Annotated in this window: 13 protein-coding genes; all 13 read right to left on the reverse strand. The window is 50.0% G+C overall.

All coding sequences use genetic code 11. The features are described 5' to 3' along the window. Positions 1-62: 62 nt before the first annotated feature. Positions 63-1,745 (reverse strand): RagB/SusD family nutrient uptake outer membrane protein, encoded by a 1,683-nt coding sequence (locus HMPREF0645_RS03505; RefSeq protein WP_007173482.1) that lies wholly within the window; start codon positions 1,743-1,745, stop codon positions 63-65. A 19-nt stretch (positions 1,746-1,764) separates the two neighbouring features. Further along, the gene (locus tag HMPREF0645_RS03510; protein ID WP_245543992.1) at positions 1,765-4,530 is read right to left on the reverse strand and encodes a SusC/RagA family TonB-linked outer membrane protein; all 2,766 of its coding nucleotides are present in this window, start codon (positions 4,528-4,530) and stop codon (positions 1,765-1,767) included. Between the two features lie 20 nt (positions 4,531-4,550). Further along, positions 4,551-6,392, reverse strand: coding sequence for a RagB/SusD family nutrient uptake outer membrane protein (locus HMPREF0645_RS03515; protein WP_044123172.1), 1,842 nt, complete (start codon positions 6,390-6,392; stop codon positions 4,551-4,553). A gap of 10 nt (positions 6,393-6,402) precedes the next feature. Next, positions 6,403-9,534, reverse strand: a complete 3,132-nt coding sequence (locus HMPREF0645_RS03520) for a SusC/RagA family TonB-linked outer membrane protein (protein ID WP_007173485.1) — start codon at positions 9,532-9,534, stop codon at positions 6,403-6,405. Positions 9,535-9,973: 439 nt separating this feature from the next. Continuing rightward, a complete protein-coding gene (locus HMPREF0645_RS03525) occupies positions 9,974-11,401 on the reverse strand; it encodes a tetratricopeptide repeat protein (protein WP_007173486.1) in 1,428 nt (475 codons plus the stop codon). Between the two features lie 76 nt (positions 11,402-11,477). Beyond that, positions 11,478-12,437: a PstS family phosphate ABC transporter substrate-binding protein gene (locus HMPREF0645_RS03530; RefSeq protein ID WP_007173487.1), complete on the reverse strand. Its 960-nt coding sequence runs from the start codon at positions 12,435-12,437 to the stop codon at positions 11,478-11,480. 10 nt (positions 12,438-12,447) lie between these two features. Beyond that, positions 12,448-13,113 carry an energy transducer TonB gene (locus HMPREF0645_RS03535; RefSeq protein WP_007173488.1) on the reverse strand — a complete coding sequence of 222 codons (666 nt, stop codon included), beginning with the start codon at positions 13,111-13,113 and terminating at the stop codon, positions 12,448-12,450. 16 nt (positions 13,114-13,129) lie between these two features. Next, on the reverse strand, positions 13,130-13,972 hold the full coding sequence (locus tag HMPREF0645_RS03540; RefSeq protein WP_007173489.1) for an energy transducer TonB: 843 nt from the start codon (positions 13,970-13,972) through the stop codon (positions 13,130-13,132). 31 nt (positions 13,973-14,003) lie between these two features. Further along, entirely contained in the window at positions 14,004-14,654 is a 651-nt protein-coding gene (locus HMPREF0645_RS03545) for an ExbD/TolR family protein (protein ID WP_007173490.1), read from the reverse strand. Continuing rightward, on the reverse strand, positions 14,654-15,283 hold the full coding sequence (locus tag HMPREF0645_RS03550; RefSeq protein ID WP_007173491.1) for an ExbD/TolR family protein: 630 nt from the start codon (positions 15,281-15,283) through the stop codon (positions 14,654-14,656). The genes HMPREF0645_RS03545 and HMPREF0645_RS03550 overlap by 1 nt, the downstream gene beginning before the upstream one ends. A gap of 30 nt (positions 15,284-15,313) precedes the next feature. Continuing rightward, positions 15,314-16,159 carry a MotA/TolQ/ExbB proton channel family protein gene (locus HMPREF0645_RS03555; RefSeq protein WP_007173492.1) on the reverse strand — a complete coding sequence of 282 codons (846 nt, stop codon included), beginning with the start codon at positions 16,157-16,159 and terminating at the stop codon, positions 15,314-15,316. A 184-nt stretch (positions 16,160-16,343) separates the two neighbouring features. Beyond that, on the reverse strand, positions 16,344-17,537 hold the full coding sequence (locus tag HMPREF0645_RS03560) for a pyridoxal phosphate-dependent aminotransferase (RefSeq protein ID WP_044123173.1): 1,194 nt from the start codon (positions 17,535-17,537) through the stop codon (positions 16,344-16,346). Positions 17,538-17,731: 194 nt separating this feature from the next. After that, positions 17,732-18,709 (reverse strand): ROK family protein, encoded by a 978-nt coding sequence (locus HMPREF0645_RS03565; protein ID WP_007173494.1) that lies wholly within the window; start codon positions 18,707-18,709, stop codon positions 17,732-17,734. Positions 18,710-19,253 lie beyond the last annotated feature (544 nt).

The raw sequence follows: 19,253 nt of genomic DNA on the forward strand, positions 1-19,253 counted from the left end.
TCTGCAAAACCTCACCGCGTTAGCCTAATTGTGAATTGAAAATTGTGAATTGTGAATTAAAATCATTCCCAGTCCGGGTTTTGGTGCAAGTTCTTGTTCTTGTATCTCTCCGCATTGGAAAAGGGATAGAAATAGAGCTTGTCTGAGAGATCGTAGGACACCAGCTTGTCTTTGGCATAAGTCATGGTGCCGTCTGACTTCTTGCGGATGTTGACCTTGTAGATGTCCTTCATCTGCTGAAGTTCTTTCCACCGGCGCAGATCCCAGAAACGATGGTCTTCGAAAGCAAATTCCACACGGCGCTCGTTCTCCAAGCGTGCCAGGAAGTCGGCCTTCGACATTCCCTTCGGAAAGGCGGGCATGTTCACGTCCTTGCGCGCCCTCACCCTATTGACTGCCTGCAAGGCACTGAGTGCATGACCGGCAGGCACCACGTCGGGGCCGTAGGCATGACAGGCGGCCTCGGCATAGTTGAGCAGTATCTCCGCATAGCGGAAGATGACCCAGTTGTGGTCGAAGCTGTTGGTGGTCTTTCCGGTTTCGAACGTCACCTGGTTGTTCAGGTATTTCTTGAGATAATATCCTGTTGTGGTGGCATTGAGCAGCGGTTGCCCGTTTTTGCCGCCAACGAACGTCTCGACGGCAACCTTTTGCGGCCATTTCATGCCGTTGTGCACGATAGTCATCTTCATGCGCGGGTCTCTGCCGGAATAGGGGTCTGCCGCGTGAGCCGGGTTGTTCCAGTCAAAGCGACTCCCGTCTTTCATCTCGTAAGCACTTACAAGGTTTTCGGTAGGACAGGTGTTACCCGATCCGTTTTTCACACCCATAGGATAGTTTGCCGCTTCGAAGCGCGTACCTTTTCCCTCTGGCCGGCACAAAATCATCTCCGGACTTTGGTTGTTGGTGGCTCCGAACAAATTCCTGTAGTTCGCATCAAGGGCATAGCCGAAGTCGGAAGCCTTGCTGATCAGCTCGTTGGAGGCCTCGGCAGCAGCTTTCCACCTGGTTTCATCGTTATCCTTGTTGAAGAGCGGACTTGCCCAATAGAGCGTGGCTCTCGATTTCAGAGCCAGTGCCACACCCTTGCTTACCCGCTGCATGTTGGCTTTGGCGCCGGGCAAGGAGGTCACCTTGTCGGGCAAGAATGTGGCCACCTCTGTACATTCGTTGATGATAAACTTAAAGATGTCCTCGACGCTGCTCGGGCTGACTTGGTTGGCCTCTTGCTTGGTCAGGGTTTTGGTGATCAACGGCACACTGCCATAGCGCTTCACCAATTCAAAATAGTAGAATGCGCGCAGGAACCGCACCTCATACTGATAGTTGAGATAACTCTTATAGGTGTCTTGGAATCCGTCGGAGTTTTTCCAATCTTCAAAAGTGAGACCCACACAATTCTCCAAATAGAAGTTGGCATCGTGTATGGCCTTGTAGTATTCGGCGAAGACATCGTCCACGGTGTAGTTGGGCGACCAAGTGCCGTTCACAAACCGCTGGATTGCTGCCGTCTGGTACACATGAACCGCATCGTCGGTGGCCGCATCGTGCATGGCTCCGGAAATACCAGACAGTCCATTGGGCAGATAGCTGTACACCTGGGTGCAGAGCTGAGAAACCCTGGAGGGCTCATAAAGCGTCTCGTTCTTGTCATAATAGGTGGACTCCCCGGTGTCCAAAAAGTCGCAACCTGCAAGGAGACTGCCGAAGCCCAAAGCTATCATCAATATTTTTATATACTTCATTGTTCTTCTTTTTTAAGGATTAAAACGTTAAGTCGAAACCAATGGCACATCTTGTCATCGAGGGATGTCCCATTCCCATATTCTCCGGGTCCATGATTTTGATGCCATCAAAGCACAGGAGGTCGTAACCCCTGACATACACCTTGGCACCGCTAACGTATTTAAGCGGTTTCAGTTGTTGGGCATTGAACTTATAATAGAGTTCGAGCGTGCGCAGCTTGAGATAGGCTCCGCTCTTCACCCACAGAGAGTTGTTGGCATAATTGTTGACAGAACCTTTGGAAGTGAGCCTCGGGTAGATGGCATTTTTGTTTTCGGGTGTCCACCGGTTGTTGTAATATTCGGTAGATATCGTTCTGTTGGAATACAGCGGATGGTAAACGCTCGGCGTGTTGGTCAGCACGCTCACATTGCCGATTCCCTGGAACAGGGCAAACGCACCAAAACCCTTGTATTCCACGTTCAAGTCCATGGAATAGTAGATTTCCGGGAATTTGCTGTAGCCCAAAGCCTGCTGGTCGAAGGCATCGATCACGCCGTCATTGTTGAGGTCCTTGTATTTCAGGTCTCCGGGGCGAACCTCGGATAGGGTTTGCTTCACTTTTCTGTTGTCAATGTCTGCCTGATCCTGGTATATTCCCTCTACGACATATCCCCGCAGCTGTCCCATTCTGCCGTTTGTCCGCCTGAGATATTCATAAGGTCTGTACTCCTCGTTTTGCTCGATGATTTTGTTTCGGACAAAGCTAAAGGTACCACCAACGGAATACTTCAAGTCGCCTGAGAAATCAGTCCAATGTATATCGGTTTCAAAGCCTCGGTTGTCTACAATCCCCGCGTTTTCCTTGGGCACGGGCAAGCCGAAGAGAGACGAAACCGTGCCGCCTGCTCCGACAAGGATGTCGGTGCGGTGGTCATAGAAATAATCCATGGCCACGGACAACTTGCCAAAGGCTCTGAGGTCGAAACCGATGTTGAATTTGTGCGACTTCTCATAGGTCAGGTCTGCAATGCCAATCTGACTTACCTTCAGGCCGGAAGCACCCTGGGGTGCCTTGCCGAAGAAGAAGTTCTCGCCCTTGCCATACATGTCGACAAACAAGTCGTTGTCAAAGTCTGCCCTTCCCGAGATGCCATAACTTGCCCTCAGCTTGAGCAGGTCGATCAGGTTGCATTTGGCAAAGCTCTCTTCTGAAATGAGCCAGCCGGCTCCGAAGGCAGGAAACACGCCCCATCTGTGCCCGGGCTTGAGAATGCTCGATGCCGTACCAGAGAGAACCACGTCGGCTATATAGCGTTGCTTGTAACTGTAGTGCGCCTGTGCAGCCATGTCTATGAACGCATACGAATTGTTTTGTCCCTTGGCCGTGAGTTTGTCCATGCTGTAGTTGAGCATGCTGCTCAGGGCGTGGTCTCCCCAACGGTTCTTGTAGTTGGCAGAAGCGTTGAAGTAGAAGTGGTTTTGAGAGGCGCCCACCGAGTGGCTTGCGCTCAGTGCGGTTTCGTTGCGCAGGTTCTTGAAAGAAAGTTCCTTCTTTTCCCAGTCATACGTGGTTTGCTCATAGCCATACTTTCGCGCGTTGGAGTCCCAGTATGAGGCACTGTTGTCCAGTCCTACGCTCACGCTGGCAGACAGGCCTTGGAGTATCGCGTCCAAACGACGCGTGAGAGTCATGTCGGCATAGAAGTTGCGCCTTTGCGACCGCGCGTATCCAGTGCCCGAGATCATGGCCACGGGGTTGTTTTCGAAGTCGGTGGTTCCCGCCCAAATGTTGCGTCCGTTTTTGATTGGGAAGGCTCCGGCGGGCACGGTGTACAATGCCTGGAAGATGTCGCGCACAGGGGCATTGGGTCTGTTGTGCTCGGAGAATGTGCCAAAGAGGTTGAGCTTCACCTGCGTATTCTTCGTCAACTCGATATCGAGATTGGTTCGGATATTGAGCTTCGAATATTTAAACTGTGTGGAATAGCCGTCGTTGTCAGACGTGGGCTTCAATATACCGTTGTCGTTCAGATAGTTCAGCTGTGTGAAATATTTCACATAGCGACCTCCGCCCGTTACCGAGAACACGGCATTGTTGCCGTTGCTGTGGTCTCTCAACGCCTCGTCCCACCAATTGACATTGGGATAGACGCTGGGGATAGAGCCATCCTTGAATGCGGCCAGCTCCCTGTCGCTGTATCTGGGGGAGAAGCCGTCGTTTTGCAAGCCCTCGTTCAGCGCCTGAGCATAAGTGTATCCATCCACCAGCTCGGGGGTTCTGAAAGGCTTGGCCATGTTGTACTCATAAGAGAAATTGATCTTGGTCTTACCCTCAACTCCTCTTTTTGTCGTAACGAGTATCACCCCGTTGGCACCACGCATGCCATACAACGCGGTCGAGGGAGCATCCTTGAGCACGGTAATCTTCTCTATCTCGTCCACGGAAATCTGTCCCAAGTCGCGCTCGAAGCCGTCGACAAGCACCAAGGGCTTCTTGGCATTGAGCGTGTTTTGACCTCTTACGTTCAGTGCTCCGTAAGTGTCCCATGAAGTGCCCTGATTCTGGCTAACCTGGAGTCCGGGAATCAAACCGTACAACACGTCGGTGGGGTTAATGCCCTTGCGGTGCGACAACGCTTTTTGGGTGGTGAAAGCCGTAGCGGTGGTTGACTCCTTGAGATCGACCGAGACGTTCTTCCCATATTCAATGGTATTGTCATTCTGCGTCAGGATGCTGTCGGCTTGCGCAGATGCCTGTACGGGCAGCAGCATCAGACTCGCTATATATATTATGTATTTCATGTTGATATTGTTTTTTTGTACTACCATCCCGGATTCTGCACGAGTCCGTATCCTTTGTTCACTTCTTTAGATGGGAAGGCGCTGAGACACATGCGCGGCTCCCAACCGCTCTTCCACCATACGCGGGAGTATTTGGTGAGCTTGAACGGCTCTATCAGATAGGCCTTGGTCTTCTTGTGCCGGTAAACATGCAGCCCGTGAAGCGGCGTTTCGAACACATCATACTTCTTCCACCTGATGAGGTCGAAGAACCTAACCTCCTCGTAAGCAAACTCGACAGCGCGTTCGTGCAACACAGCTTCCCTGAACTCTTGCTTGGTCATGCCGCTTTTCAAGCCCGGCATGCCGACACGCGCCCGCACGGCATTGATATATTTGTAGGCTTCGGGCGTTGGGCCGTCGTGATATTCGTTCAGTGCCTCGGCATAGTTCAGATACACCTCTGCCATTCTCATGATAGGCCACTGCACCGGACGACTGTAGGCTTCGTTGTTTCTGTCCAATCCCCATTTGCGGCAAGCCAATCCGGTTGCCAGACTCAGCTGGTGCATTCTGCCCTGCTTCCAGTCCTTGCCCTTGGGATAGTTGGCTTTGTCCTTGGGATTCTGGTCCACCATGTCGGCCTTTCGCCCGTTATATCTGTCACCGTCCAAGATGATGTTCTCATAAAGACGCGGGTCTCTGTTCTTAAACGGATTCTTCTTCATCTCGGCATTATTCCAGTCGAATTTGCGTCCGTCCTTCATTTCGAACATGTCGAAAAACTCCTTGGTGGGACAATAGGCTCCCCAGCGCAGGGCCTTGTCAAACTGACTGTTGTTCTTCGTGGCGAGGTATTGTCTGCGGCAGGCGATGAGCGTCTCCGTGTTACCGCGGTCGAAGTAGGCACTGGTATAGGCATTACGCTCATCACTAATGCCATTGTCACCGGCCTCCACCAACTTGTAATAACCGTTGGCGTTCAGGGCATCGAAAAAGTCCTTGCAGGCGTCGGCCGCTTGCTTCCACCTAGCCTTGTCATATCCTCCGAACCAGGTCATCTTCTTATCCGAGGCCTCTCCCTCGGCAAAGGGCTTGGCATCGTTGAACAGCGGACTGGCCACAAACAGCAGGACGCGTGTTTTCAGTGCCATGGCACCGGCCTTGGTCATCCGTCCGTCCCAGTTGTCGCGCTCGCTTTCGTCGATGTTCCATGGGAACTCCTTGCAGGCAATGGCCTCGTCGAGCAGCTTGACAATGAAGTCGACCGTCTCCTGCAAGGTTGCACGTGCGGGGAACTTGTCGTCCTCTGCCGACAGGGCATGGTCTATGATGGGCAGGGCACCATAATGCCTGAGCATGTGGGCATAGAACACAGCCACCATCATTTTGGCTTCTGCCGTCAGGCGCGACTTCTCGGCGGCGTCCATATCGGGCACCCGATCCACGTTTTGCACAAACAGCCACGCGTGTCTCACCCCGGTCCAAAAGCCGGACTGCGAGAACTGCATCTTGGTTCTGTTGGAATTCTTTCTGGTGTCGTTCTCCACGGCCGCATTATACAGGCCGGGGTAATAGGTGTTCGACAGAGCCGACCAGCCAATGTTGTCATAATTGATATCAGTCAGTCCCTCGATGGTACTCATGCACATCTGGGTCCAGAACCCCGGAGTTTCCATGCCGTAGGGCAGATACTGGTAGCTTTTCCACAGCACACGCTGTGCATATTCGGCCTTCCCAAAGATGGTATCGATGGTGACGTCTGTGCTGGGCGGCTTCTGCAGGAAGTTCTCCCCCAGTGCCAAGTCCTCGCATCCCACTGTCAGCGTCATTGCGGCAACAGCCAAAATACCATTATATAGTGTTTTCTTTAAACTTTTCATGATTCCAATTTTAAAATCCAACTCTTACTCCAAAGTTAACAATCTTAATCAGCGGATAGGCTTTTCCGTTGGGGTTGGCCTCCGGGTCGGTCACCTTGAAACTATCGAAAGTCAACAAGTTGTATCCCGACAGCGCCAGTCTGAGCGATGAGATGTGTAGCGGCCGAATCATCTTCTTGGGGAAAGAGTATCCTAATTCTATGTTCTTCAGTCGCACGTACGATGCATTTCTCAACCACAAATCTGAATTGAGATAGTTGTGTGCCTTGCTCCTGAGCGATATAGCGGGCGCTTTGGCAGCATCGCCCTTCTCGGGTGTCCACGCATCCCTCACCATGTATTTCATCAGGCTGAAATTGTTCATCTCGCCAAAGGGCACCCTATAGGTGTTGCTGAGCAATCTTGAGGTCTGGAAAGCTCCTGACAGCGTAAGGCTCAGGTCGATGCCTTTCCACGAAACTCCCATGTTCACACCGAGGGAGTAGAGCGGATAAGTGGTATAGCCGATGTCTCTCACGTCCTTGTCGTCTATCTTTCCGTCGCCGTTCAGGTCCTTGTACTTCACGTCGCCGGCCAGCGGAATATATCCGCTTCCCTGATCTGGAATACCTCCTTCCTTGCCTTTCAGCTTCTCGTAGTTGGCTACTTCCTGTTCGGTGAAGTAACCGTCGAACACATAACCGAAGTTCTGTCCCACGGGCTTTCCTGTGCGCTGCATCCATTCGTAGGGATAGGTGATTTCATCGGTAAAGACAATCTTGTTTTTCGCATACGAGAGGTTTCCGCCTACGTGATATCTCACGTCGCCAATCTTGTCCTGCCAGCGCAAGCTCACCTCGTAGCCATGGTTGTCCACCTTCCCAAGGTTCACCGTAGGCAGATCTACTGCCACATACACCGGCAGCACGCCGCGCGAGATGAGAATGTTCTTACGATGCTCTATAAAGTAGTCGAAGTTCATAGACAACCGACTTCGGAACAGCTTCAGGTCAGCTCCGTAGTTTTGCTTTACCGCCGTTTCCCATGTCACGTTCGGATTTCCGACCTTGCCCTCGGCGGCACCGGCTATTTTGGTGGTCGTTGTTGTGCCGAAGCTGTAGTTTTTCGAATTGATGATATAGGTGTCGGGCAGATAGAGGAAACGAGAGTTGTCGCTCGTGATATCGTTACCCACCTTACCGTAGGAAACTCTTACTTTGAAGTAGTCCACCACCGATTTCAGGGGCTTGAAGAAATTCTCCTCGGAGATAATCCAACCCAGCGAACCGGCTGGGAAAAGGCCGAACCGACGTCCTTTTGCAAAGTTTTCCGAGCCATTGTAGCCCATGCTGAAATCCAAAAGGTATTTGGTCATGTAATCATAGGTGGCACGCCCCACAAAACCAATATAGCCACGCGGTATGTCGGGGAAGTTGCCCGCAGGATAATATTTCATCGTCTGGTTATACATGGCCAATGCCGACACGTGATGCGGACCGAAGTCGCGCTTGTAGTTGAACGCTCCCTCAAGATACCAGTTCTTGCCCAATCCGTCTGATTCGGAATAGCCCAGTTTCTGATAGCCGTGCACAAGTTTATAGCCCACATTGCCCGTTGCATCGATGACGGGTTCATAGAGCGGCTCGCGTCCCTCGCGCCTCTTCGAAATGTTGACATCGCTATTGTAGGCGGTCTTGATATGGAAAGACAGTCCCTTGGTGAGAAAGTCCAACTTCTGCGTCAGCTTGAAGTCAAAGTTCAGCGTGTTGCGCGCCATCGTACTGTATCCCTTGCCATAATAAATATTCAGTCCGTCCTGCAAGTTGCCAATGGCAAACTGATTGGCGTTGCTCCTGACGCGCCTGCCGTCTACGAGTCCTGCGCCGCTGAAAGGCACACACTCATACAGGTCGCTAAAGATGGAACTGGTTGATTTTGTCTGTCCACTGTTGTAGTTGGGTTCACGGCGGTTGCCGAAATATCCTCCCAGGTTGACGGCCACGGATGTTGTTTTGGTCACACCCACATCTAAGTTGATGCGATAGTTGTACCGGTTATAACTGAATCCCTTGTCGTTTCGATTGTCAAACACCTTGAACAGACCGTCCTGCGTAAAGACACCCAACGACGCAAAATACTTCACCCGATCGGTACCTCCCGAGATATTCATGTTGTGCTGGGTCTGCATCGAGGCATTGCGAATCATCATGTCTGTCCAACTAATGTCGGGGTGAGTGATGGGACTGCTGTGGGTTCTGAATTTCTCGAGGTCGTCGTCCTTGAACGCGAGCATATCCTCTGCCACACCGTCATGTAATTGTGCCTTGTTATAGGCCGAAGCCCAGCCAAAGCTGTTTTCAAACTCGGGCACTCTCGACGGCATCTGGAATGCCACGGACGAGGAAAAGTTAATCCTCGGTTTATCCTTGGTTCCACGTTTTGTTGTGACCAAGATCACACCGTTGGCACCACGCACACCGAAAACGGCTGTTGCCGAAGCGTCTTTGAGCACGGTCAGGCTCTCCACCTCGTTGGGGTCTATCTGCGTGAAAGGACGCTCCACACCGTCTACAAGAATGAGGGGGCGCGACAGCGACCTACTCATCGAACCCACACCACGAATAAACAACTCCGCATTGTCGGCACCCGGCTGTCCACTGACCTGCACACTCGACAGACCAGATATCTTTCCGGCCAACGCATTGCCCATGCTGGCCACAGGCGACTTGAGAATTTCATCCTGATTGACAGAGGCCACGGCGCCCGTAACGGTAACTTTTTTGGTTGTTCCATAAGCTATCACCTGCACCTCATCAAACGACACCGCGCTTTCAGCCAATTTGACCGACAGCGTGTTGCCACCTTTGTAAACAATGGTTCGGGTTTCATAGCCCACACAGGAAATCTCGAGCTTTGCCCCCACCGGAAGTGTAAGCCTGAACACTCCGTCTACATCGGTCACGGTGGCATTCTTGGTACCAGCGACCCGCACGGTGGCTCCGATAATTGGTTCCTGGGCGTCAGAAACCGTACCTCGGACCTCGTATTGGCGAGTTTGTTGCTCGATGCTGTGACGTTCTGTTTCAAATGAATAGACATTAGAATAGGGTGACCCTGCTAAACATAATAGTAGAGTGCCACATAAAAATTCTTTTTTCTTCATTTATGACATCATTAGGTATTATAGATAAAATGTATTATATCGCTTTATAAAGACAGTAAAGATCTAAGAACGAATGCAAAATTAATGTATATGGAATGTCACAAGGTTCAATTTCGTACAAAAAAGATCAGGTTTCGTATGACGCAACAATTGTTAAAAGCAAACTAACGCTACCAAAATTGCTGAAAATTCGCTCGTTATTTCTTTCGCAAGGTATCAGGTAATATAGCACCATGCACCAATTATAATTTATACATTGTAAATTGTCAATTATCAATTGTTCATTGTAAATTGAAAATTGTGAATTGTGAATTGTGAATTATAACGCAACAATCCCTTCCTGAACACGATGTTCGGGAAGGGATTGTTGCGTTAGTCGATATTTAATTGGGCTGTCACGTCTTCATAGACGACAGCAGCCGAGGGTGCAGGGGGGTAATTACATGTTGCTCACCTGCTTGGCCACCTCGTTTTCCGGGTCAATGGCCAACATCTTGCTGGCATAGGCCTTGGCATTTTCCTTGTTCTGCTTCACGTTAAATTCGTAAACAATAAGGTAGAGGTAAGCCTGCTTGAGCATGGAAATCTCACTCTCGTTCTTATCAGCCTTTTCCTCGAGAGAAGTTGCCAGAGCCTCATAGAACGGCTTGGCTAATCCTTGCTTGCTGTCCGGATCAAGGTTGGCGTTGATCTGACCGCGCATGAAATTACCATAGTTGTTGTAGTTGGGGAAAGCCTCCATCATGCGGGCGTAAGTGTTATCAGCCTTTTTGAAAGCCTCCTCTGCACCGGCCTGGTCGCCTGCCTGAACTTTCTGCGAAGCAATAGTGGCATAAAGCGTTCCAAGGTTATCGAGGTTGTCCATCGTCGGTTGGTTGGTATCGAACGACTTCTCGAAATATTCTACAGCCTTGTCCGAATCGCCCTTCTTCAGGTAAACATCAGAAAGGTTCTTGTTGATGATGGCAATTTGCTTGCTGTTACCCTTGTTGAACTCAATGGCCTGCTCAAAAGCCTGAATGGCTTCATCCCAACGCTCTGCCTGCTGCAACACAGTACCATGGTAGATGTAGTCCTCTCCGATGAAGTGCACACTATCGCTCTTGTTGAACAAACGGTCTGCATAGTCAAGCGCCTCGGCCGTCTTTTTGAGGTCGGTATAGTTATAAAAAGCGATGCGGTTCCATCCTGAGCGACGTGGATCACGTGCCAAACCAGTCTTACAGATGTCAATACTCTTCTCGCGCTTGCCGAGCAACCAAGTGGACATGGCATAATAAGTAATATCCTCATCGCTCATTTTGGTCTTGTCAGCCACCTTATCGTAGTAGCTCTCAGCCTTCTCGTAGTTCTGTGCGATGTAGCAAACACGACCGCAGAGGGCATCCACGGGATAATCAGGGCGCTGGGTGCGAAGTTCCTCGAGATTGGCCACAGCCTCTTCCGGGCTTCGTCCGCGCAGAATCATGGCATACTTGTAATAAGCATCCGGATCCTTGGGGTCGAAATACTTGGCTTGCTGGTAGTTTTCAGCAGCCGCACCTGCATCGTCCTTCGACACGGCTATATCTCCCTTGAGGAGGAAAGCCTTGGCAAACTTGCCGTCTCTCTTCAGCGCATAGTCTGCAAACATCTCAGCATGGTCCAAGTCTTTCTGGTGCAGGAAAGCTTGACCGATAGCGACAAGCGCCTCCGGATTTTTCTTGTACTCCTTGTACCATTGCTTGACTTGGTCCTTGAGATCAGAGCCTTGTGTCTTGATAACCTTTGTTGCTTGCTCGGTGATGGCCTTGGTATCCTGAGCCATCGCTGGGGCTGCTGATCCAAATACCAGCATGCCCATCAATAGATATTTAATTGCTTTCATAATCGTTATTGTTTGTATGTTTAACTTCCAGACCTGTATTTATCTTCATAACGAATAAAAACGACGTTTGTTTCCGTTATTCAGTAACATTAACATCTCTTACATTAATGTCACCCAACACAGGCAGAAGACCTGTTTTCAAAATAATGCGCTGTCCCTTAGGACTCTCAATGAAGTGAGCGAATCCCCAAGGCAGTCCCTGACGAGGGTCGTTGAGCAATGCGTAGATTGTTCTGGTCAATGGATATTGTCCATTGTAAATATAATACTGATACGGCTTGCGGCTACTTGAAGCTGTTGCCGGATGAATACGGCTCACACCCATGACACGAATGTCCTTGTTAAACGTCAGGTTGGTGGTGTCACGCTTGTCGTTGAGCCAGTTGTTGCCAATGATCCCGATAGAACCAGGATTTTCCTCCACGTATTTGATCACCTCCTCGGTTTTATCCACAGCGGCCACATTGGGATTGCTGATGGGCTTGCCACCGAGAATAGAATCTTCTACGAAATGGACCGTACTCGACTTGGCATTATCGAATACCACGGTAATGTTGCCACGCTTGGAGCCTTTGAAAATGTCTCCCCAGGTTGTCGCCTTACCCGTCATGATGTTTTCGATATCCCTCACGGAAATAAGCGTGTCGCTGTTGTTCTTGTGTACGATAAATGCCAAAGCATCGTAGGCAAGTTTGATGGCGACAGGCCTAAAGCTCTGTCCCTGCAGGCTTTTCAGCTCAGACGGTTTAAAGTCACGGGCCGTAAAGGCCAGGAAAGTCTCACCTTTGAGCAATTTGTTTATGGCCTCGGATTCGTTGGTGTAAATCGGAGTGACTTGAGCCCCAGGATAATCCTTTTGGAAGACAAATCTCTCTTCCTCAATGATTGGACTAAAACTTTCATCAGAGACGAAACTTATTGCGCCTGATGAATACGTGTCTGTGCGTCCGTCCTTGCTCTTCTTGTTGTTGCAGGAACAAAAAAAGCATACGGAAATTGCTAATCCTACTATGAAATAAGATATTGTTTTACTCATAAGACCATGGTTACCAATATTTGAAACATACGGGTATCGCATACCTGACACGCACGGCAGAGCCGTTATGCTTGCCGGGTGTCCACTTTGGCATGCCCTTAACCACACGGATTGCCTCAAGGTCAAGCACTGGGTCGACAGAGCGGACGATCTTCACGTCGGTGATAGAACCATCGCGTTCGACAATGCATGTCACCACGGCATGTACTGGTATATCACCACATGTTCTATTTATCACCGGGTATTCAAGATTTTCAGAGATATAGCTCAACAGGGCTTTTATGCCACCGGGAAACGAAGGCATCTGATCAACAACGTCGAACACACTGTCCGTGGCATTTGTTTTTTTTAGGGCTATTGCTTTACCTTTTCCTTTTGGTTTTGCTTTGACTTTTGGTTTGTCAGGCCCAACCGTTGCACCTGGTACACGCCCAGCCACCTTGAGCGTTTCGTCTTTATCGCTGTTACCTTTTACGTCAAGCGCGCCATTAGCAGCGTCAGACTTTTTCCCGTCTTTGACAACGGGGCTAAAACTTTCATCAGAGACGAAACTAATCGCCCCTGATGAATATGTATCTGTGCGCCCATCTTTACTCTTCTTGTTGTTGCAAGAAGCGTAAAGACAAGCTACCAGTGTTAATCCTACTATTACAATGTAAGATGTGGTTCTCTTCATGAAATTAAAATATACGTTACTGCAGTCTGAATGATACAGGAACATTATACTTTACACGTACGGCAGATCCATTCTGCTTACCGGGAATCCACTTCGGCATGGACTTCACCACGCGTGTGGCCTCACGGTCGAGTGACGGGTCAACGGAACGTACAACCTTCACATCGGTGATGGAACCGTCGCGTTCAACCACGAACGATACCACAACGCGTCCCTGAACGCCATTCTCCTGAGCAACAACCGGATATTTGATGTTTTCGGAGAGGAACTTCATCAGGGCAGCAGCACCACCCGGGAATGAAGGCATCTGCTCCACCACATCGAACACCTTGTTCTCCACTTCAGGTTTCGGCTTCACGGGTTCGTCAGCTACACGCTGCGTGATCTTCATCACTTCACCGCTTTCGCTGTTACCCTTTACATCAAGGGCACCGATGGCCGTCGTAGTCTTCATCAATTCTTCCTGAGTCTTGATCTCATCCTCAGGTTTCACATCCTTGTCTTTCTTGATGACAGGTGCGGTAAACTTGATCGAAGACTTCACCTCCTTGACCACTTCCTGCTTTCTCTCAGGAATCTGGACTTCCTTACGTTTAACCTCAGCCTTTTTCTTAGGCTGGTTGAGTGTCGACAACTCTGTTACTTGCTCGTTTTTCTGATGTGCAGCCTGATACTGGTCGTATGCAGACTTTGCAACATAGATTCCGATAAACAGAGCAGCCAACAGTGCTATCACCACGATTGAATAGATGTTTCTCTTCGGGGTCGTCCTACGGAGCTTGTATGCGCCGTATTCCTTGTTCCTTCCCTCGAAGATAAGGTCTGTCCAACCGTTGGTTGTTACATCTATATTTGCCATTTGTTATCTTTTAATTCGGTTCGTTATATGCTTACATCTTGACATTATTCTTCTTCAGAAGGGTAAGGTCATCAGCGTTAAGCCTATCGATCACGTACTTACCTATGCTGCATATTTGCATTTCATCGAGAGCATCTACAAGATTCTTGTAGCTGGCATTATCTGTTGCCTTGATGATCACTGTCATGGTCTGAATCTTCCCACCATCCAGTTCTCCGGCCTTGATTTTGCTCAACTGCTTGTTGTATTCTTCGTCAGACATCTTTTTGGTGACGTCTGCCTTCTTCTTGTCGAGTTCCGCCTTAGCCTTCATCACATCCTGAACCGGTGAAGTTCCATCCTCGGTCACGTGATTATAGAGCACCGATCGGATACCCTTGGTACCCCATGTGGTCTTCTTCAGACAGTCGGGCTGTTCGGGTTTTACCAATCCGGCCACATAATAGAGTTGGTCGTCAGCCGTACAGTACATCGTAATGGTGTACGACTCCTTGGTCACCGACTTATCCTGGTCTGTCAGGTTCTTATCGTTACTCGGCATACTCAGCTCCATAGTCTGTGGCTTGGCCAGCGACGTACAGAGCATGAAGAACGTGATCAGAAGCATCATCATGTCAACCATCGGAGTGAAGTCCACGCGGACATTCATCTTCTTCTGTTTGCTTTTTCCTTGCTTTTCCATTATTCGTCCTCCACTTTCTTATATTGAGTAATCAGATAGTAACGGTTCTCGTTCATGTCCTGAAGTTCATTCATGATCGTCTTCACTACCTTGTAGGGTGTCTTCTCATCTGCCTTGATCGCAATCTTGGCATCCGGGTTGGCGTTTTTAGCTGCCTTAACCCAGATCTGGAATTCACTCATGGCTGCGTCGCCTTCTTTGCCGGGAACCGAGTCTGTCGGTATACCATAGTTCTTAATGGCTTCCGGCATCTGCGTCTTCGGCAAGTTCAGATAGTTCTGAAGGTCATTCATCGGAACGCCCCACATGGGATCATCCGTGAACTTCTCCTGTTGTTGGGGGCTTAGCGCAACGCCAAACTGCCCGGTCACGTCTTCAAGTGTTGTCACGACATCCGTGGTCTTGTCCATGCTCATGAATATCTTACCCTCGTTACTAACGAGAATATTCAGGACATTCTGCTCCGGAACCTTGATTTCGGAGACCGACCCCGGCGTGTTTACTTTTACTGGCTCCTGCTTCACGAAGGTTGAAGTCAACATGAAGAAGGTGAGCAAAAGCACCATCACGTCGGACATTGGTGTCATGTCAATCCAGACGTCGTTTTTCTTAATTTTTACTTTACCCATAGCGATAAAATTTTAAAGGGTTAGCAAAAATTAAGCCTCATCTGCGTGATTGACTTCGTATGTCTGAGCAATTGAGTAACCTACCTCGTCAAGCGCGTATGTCAGCTTGTCAATCTTGTTGGTAAAGAAGTTATATGAAATAACGGCACACCAAGATGTTGCAATACCGAATGCAGTATTAATAAGAGCCTCAGAAATACCGGCTGAAAGTTGGAGAGAGTCTCCACCACCACCGGCAGCCAGAGCCTGGAACGACTTGATCATACCCGTTACAGTACCGAGAAGACCGGTCAGTGTACCCAGTGTTACCATGGTAGCAAGAATCGGAAGGTTCATCTGCAGTGTAGGCATCTCGAGCTGTGTAGCCTCTTCGTGAGCCTGCTGGATCTTGGCAACCTTCTGGCTCTTCTTCAAGCCGGCGTTTGCACCACTTTCCATGCTCTTGTAGGCGTTCAGGGAAGCCAGAACCACGTTAGCTACAGAACCTCTCATCTTGTTGCAAAGATCTTCGGCCTTAGCAAAGTCGTTAGCCCTGAGAGCTGCCTTCACATTGGCGACAAACTTGGTAAGGTTACCCTTGCCAAATGCTGTCTTCAGCGCCAACCAGCGCTCTACAGAAAGGCAGAGAACGGTGAGCAACAAGGTGTGAATCACAGGTACAACGACACCACCCTTGAAGATAGTACCCATCATGTTGAGCGGTGCATTGGCTGTATCATTTCCCTGGAAGTTGGCGGGATCACCCAATACGAAATTAAAAATACAAACAGCTGCAATGAAACATACAACGATGATCCAGAATGCACCTCTGATTCCTGTGAAGCCTTCAGACTTCTTTCCAGCCTTGGGGGCTGCGGCTTTTTGTGTAGTTGCCATAATTTAAATTTAATTTTTAGTTGTTAATAAATTATTTGTAATATTTGTTTCAGATTTTTTCGGTTTGCTACGTATCCGCCCGTCTGCGCGACAGCCTTGTCAACACAAAAAGACAGCATAACTATTCGCAAAGATAACAACTTTTGCCTTATTGCAAGTGGGTTTACTTGTTTTTAACAAAAATTTATTGCAGTTTCCCGGTCACCTCCTTGATACGCCGCATCGCCTCGCGAATGTTGTCGTCGCTCGTGGCATAACTCATGCGGAAGCAGTCGGGTTCGCCGAAGGCGTCGCCGGCCACCGTGGCAACATGCCCTACCTCAAGCAGATACATCGAAAAGTCGGTGGAATTGTTGATCACGTACTTGCCGTTGCTCTTGCCAAAGAAAGCCGAGCATTTGGGGAAGAGGTAGAAGGCTCCTTCGGGCACATTGACCTCGAGTCCGGGAATCTCCTTGGCCAAGCTCACGATGAGGTCGCGGCGGCGTTCAAACGCACTGCGCATACGCTCCACACATTCCTGATCGGCCTTGTAGGCTTCCAGTGCAGCCATCTGACTCACATCGCAGGTGCCGCTGGTGTATTGTCCCTGCAGCTTGTTGACTCCCTTCACAATCCACTCCGGCGCTGCCACCCAGCCCAGGCGCCATCCGGTCATGGCATAGGCCTTGCTCACGCCGTTGCAGATAATGGTGCGCTCCTTCATACCGGGGCAGGCGGCGATGCTGGCCTTGGTTCCTATATAATTAATGTGTTCGTATATCTCGTCCGAGAGCACGAAGAGATCTTGGTGTGCCAACACCACGTCGGCCAGTGCCTGGAGTTCTTCCTGCGAATAAACGCTACCGGTGGGGTTGCTCGGTGAACAGAGAATGAGCATCTTGGTCTTGGGCGTGATGGCTGCCTCCAACTGCTCCGGGGTGATCTTAAAATTCTGCTCGAATCCTGCACGTATCACCACTGGCTCACCTCCCGCGAGTTTCACCATCTGCGGATAGCTCACCCAGTAGGGTGCGGGAATGACCACCTCATCGCCGGGATTCACCAAGGCGAGCACCGTGTTGCACACGCCCTGTTTGCCACCCGTACCGACAAGGATTTCGCTCGAGGCATACTCGAGGTGGTTTTCCTGCTTCAGCTTGGCGGAAATGGCATCCCTCAGCACGGGGTATCCGGGCACGGGGGAATATTTGGAATAGTTATCGTCGATGGCTTTCTTGCCAGCTTCCTTGATATGATCGGGCGTGTTGAAGTCGGGCTCACCCACGCTCATATTGATAACATCTATGCCCTGAGCTTTCATTTCGCTGCTCTTCTGCGACATCGCCAGTGTTGCCGATGGTGCGAGTCGGTTCAAGCGATCTGATAATTGTGCCATAATGATGATACTTTAAATATTCTATTCAACTGCAAAAATAGACATTTTAATTAAAAATCCACAATAATGCTTCCATTATTTTACGAATCAGGGATATTTTGTAACAGGATTGTTATTTCCCAAACGCTCGCGCGAGACAAGAACGCACTATCGTGCTTGCCCCGCCCGTTCGTCCTGCGAAAAATCCAGAAATGTTACAGGTCCCATCCGATGGCCGAAGCGCCCAGCACGGCTGCCGAACTGCCATCCAATCCACTCATCAGGAACTTGGCCTTGCCCTTGAACACCTGCAGGATGTTCGCATTATAGCTTTCCCGAATGGGCCGCATGATGAGTTCGCCGGCCTTGCTCAAGCCGCCGAAGAAGATAAAAGCCTCCGGCGACGAAAAAGCGGCGAAGTCTGCACAGGCTCTACCCAGCATTTCGCCGGTGAGGTCAAAAATTCTCTTGGCCAGGGCATCCCCCTTCTCTGCGGCAATGCTCACATCGAGCGATGTGATGTCTTCGGGTTTCATCTCGCGCAGCAGGGATTCCTCGTCAGTTGTCTCCAACAGCTCGCGGGCGGTACGGGCCACCCCCGTTGCCGAGCAATAGGCTTCCAGACAGCCCCGGCGTCCGCATCCGCACAGGCGACCGTCCTTGCGCACCATGGTCACGTGACCGAGTTCTCCCGCAAAACCGTCGCTACCGTAGACTACCTTGCCGTCGATAACAATGCCGGAGCCTACGCCCGTGCCCAGCGTGATGACGATAAAGTTCTTCATGCCGCGGGCCACGCCGTAGGTCATCTCGCCTATCGCGGCAGCGTTGGCATCATTGGTTAGCCCCACGGGAATGCCCAGTGCCTTGGAAAACATATCGGCCAGGGGCACCGTGCCGTCACGACCCCAGGAGAGGTTGGGGGCAAACTCCACAGTACCTTTATAATAGTTGCCGTTGGGCGCGCCGATACCCATGGCCTTGATTTGCTCAATGCCTCCGACTTGATCGATAATGATTTTCAGGGCATCGACCGAAGCCTTGACATAGCCCTCGGCCGTATCATAGCTCTGAGTTTTGATGGCCGTCGTGGCCTTGATGTCGCCACGGCTGTCCACAATTCCAAACACGGAGTTGGTTCCACCAAGGTCCAATCCAATGACGTAGGGTTTGAGAAGTTTCTGCTCGTCCATTATGTTTTATTTTTATAAGTTAGTCATTCGGTTTCGTTTCTGCAAAGTTAACAAAACATTTGAAATAAAGAAATGAAATGAAATTTTTTTTTCATCAGGGAAACTGCAGACGGTGATTCGTCAACTATCCTTACCTTTTTTTGATGAATTTTTCCGTACCTTCCAGCGGAAAAAGCGCCATGTTTCTGTACTGGGATTGACCGGAAATGACAACGAAATGGCGATGGGTATCTTGGGGCGGCGCGATTAAACCTCAACGGCGATGCGACGGAGACCGAACGGGAGGATGGTGAGGGCTCGACCGTGAGGCCATGGGATAGTAACCGCAAGGGGGGAAACCGGGACTGCAGAGGACGGAGATGGCAAACGGCTGAAAATGAACGGACTACGAATTTCGCAAATTTCGCGGATTTGCTGGGAGGGGACTGCTTCGTTCTAAAATCGCAAATTCTGGAGGGGGTGTTGTCAATAATTTTGGTGTGCAAAGACGGAGGAAGGGGGGTGAAAGGACTACGAATTTCACGGATTGAACGAATTTTTGAGC

It is taken from the genome of Hallella bergensis DSM 17361 (genome assembly GCF_000160535.1).
Lineage (GTDB): Bacteria > Bacteroidota > Bacteroidia > Bacteroidales > Bacteroidaceae > Prevotella > Prevotella bergensis.

What these genes read in the sequence shown, in the direction of transcription:
- HMPREF0645_RS03530 (WP_007173487.1), bottom strand. Translation starts at nt 12,437, where the DNA reads ATGAGTAAAACAATATCTTATTTCATAGTAGGATTAGCAATTTCCGTA.
- HMPREF0645_RS03540 (WP_007173489.1), bottom strand. Translation starts at nt 13,972, where the DNA reads ATGGCAAATATAGATGTAACAACCAACGGTTGGACAGACCTTATCTTC.
- HMPREF0645_RS03560 (WP_044123173.1), bottom strand. Translation starts at nt 17,537, where the DNA reads ATGGCACAATTATCAGATCGCTTGAACCGACTCGCACCATCGGCAACA.
- HMPREF0645_RS03535 (WP_007173488.1), bottom strand. Translation starts at nt 13,113, where the DNA reads ATGAAGAGAACCACATCTTACATTGTAATAGTAGGATTAACACTGGTA.
- HMPREF0645_RS03525 (WP_007173486.1), bottom strand. Translation starts at nt 11,401, where the DNA reads ATGAAAGCAATTAAATATCTATTGATGGGCATGCTGGTATTTGGATCA.
- HMPREF0645_RS03555 (WP_007173492.1), bottom strand. Translation starts at nt 16,159, where the DNA reads ATGGCAACTACACAAAAAGCCGCAGCCCCCAAGGCTGGAAAGAAGTCT.
- HMPREF0645_RS03520 (WP_007173485.1), bottom strand. Translation starts at nt 9,534, where the DNA reads ATGAAGAAAAAAGAATTTTTATGTGGCACTCTACTATTATGTTTAGCA.
- HMPREF0645_RS03550 (WP_007173491.1), bottom strand. Translation starts at nt 15,283, where the DNA reads ATGGGTAAAGTAAAAATTAAGAAAAACGACGTCTGGATTGACATGACA.
- HMPREF0645_RS03515 (WP_044123172.1), bottom strand. Translation starts at nt 6,392, where the DNA reads ATGAAAAGTTTAAAGAAAACACTATATAATGGTATTTTGGCTGTTGCC.
- HMPREF0645_RS03510 (WP_245543992.1), bottom strand. Translation starts at nt 4,530, where the DNA reads ATGAAATACATAATATATATAGCGAGTCTGATGCTGCTGCCCGTACAG.
- HMPREF0645_RS03565 (WP_007173494.1), bottom strand. Translation starts at nt 18,709, where the DNA reads ATGGACGAGCAGAAACTTCTCAAACCCTACGTCATTGGATTGGACCTT.
- HMPREF0645_RS03505 (WP_007173482.1), bottom strand. Translation starts at nt 1,745, where the DNA reads ATGAAGTATATAAAAATATTGATGATAGCTTTGGGCTTCGGCAGTCTC.
- HMPREF0645_RS03545 (WP_007173490.1), bottom strand. Translation starts at nt 14,654, where the DNA reads ATGGAAAAGCAAGGAAAAAGCAAACAGAAGAAGATGAATGTCCGCGTG.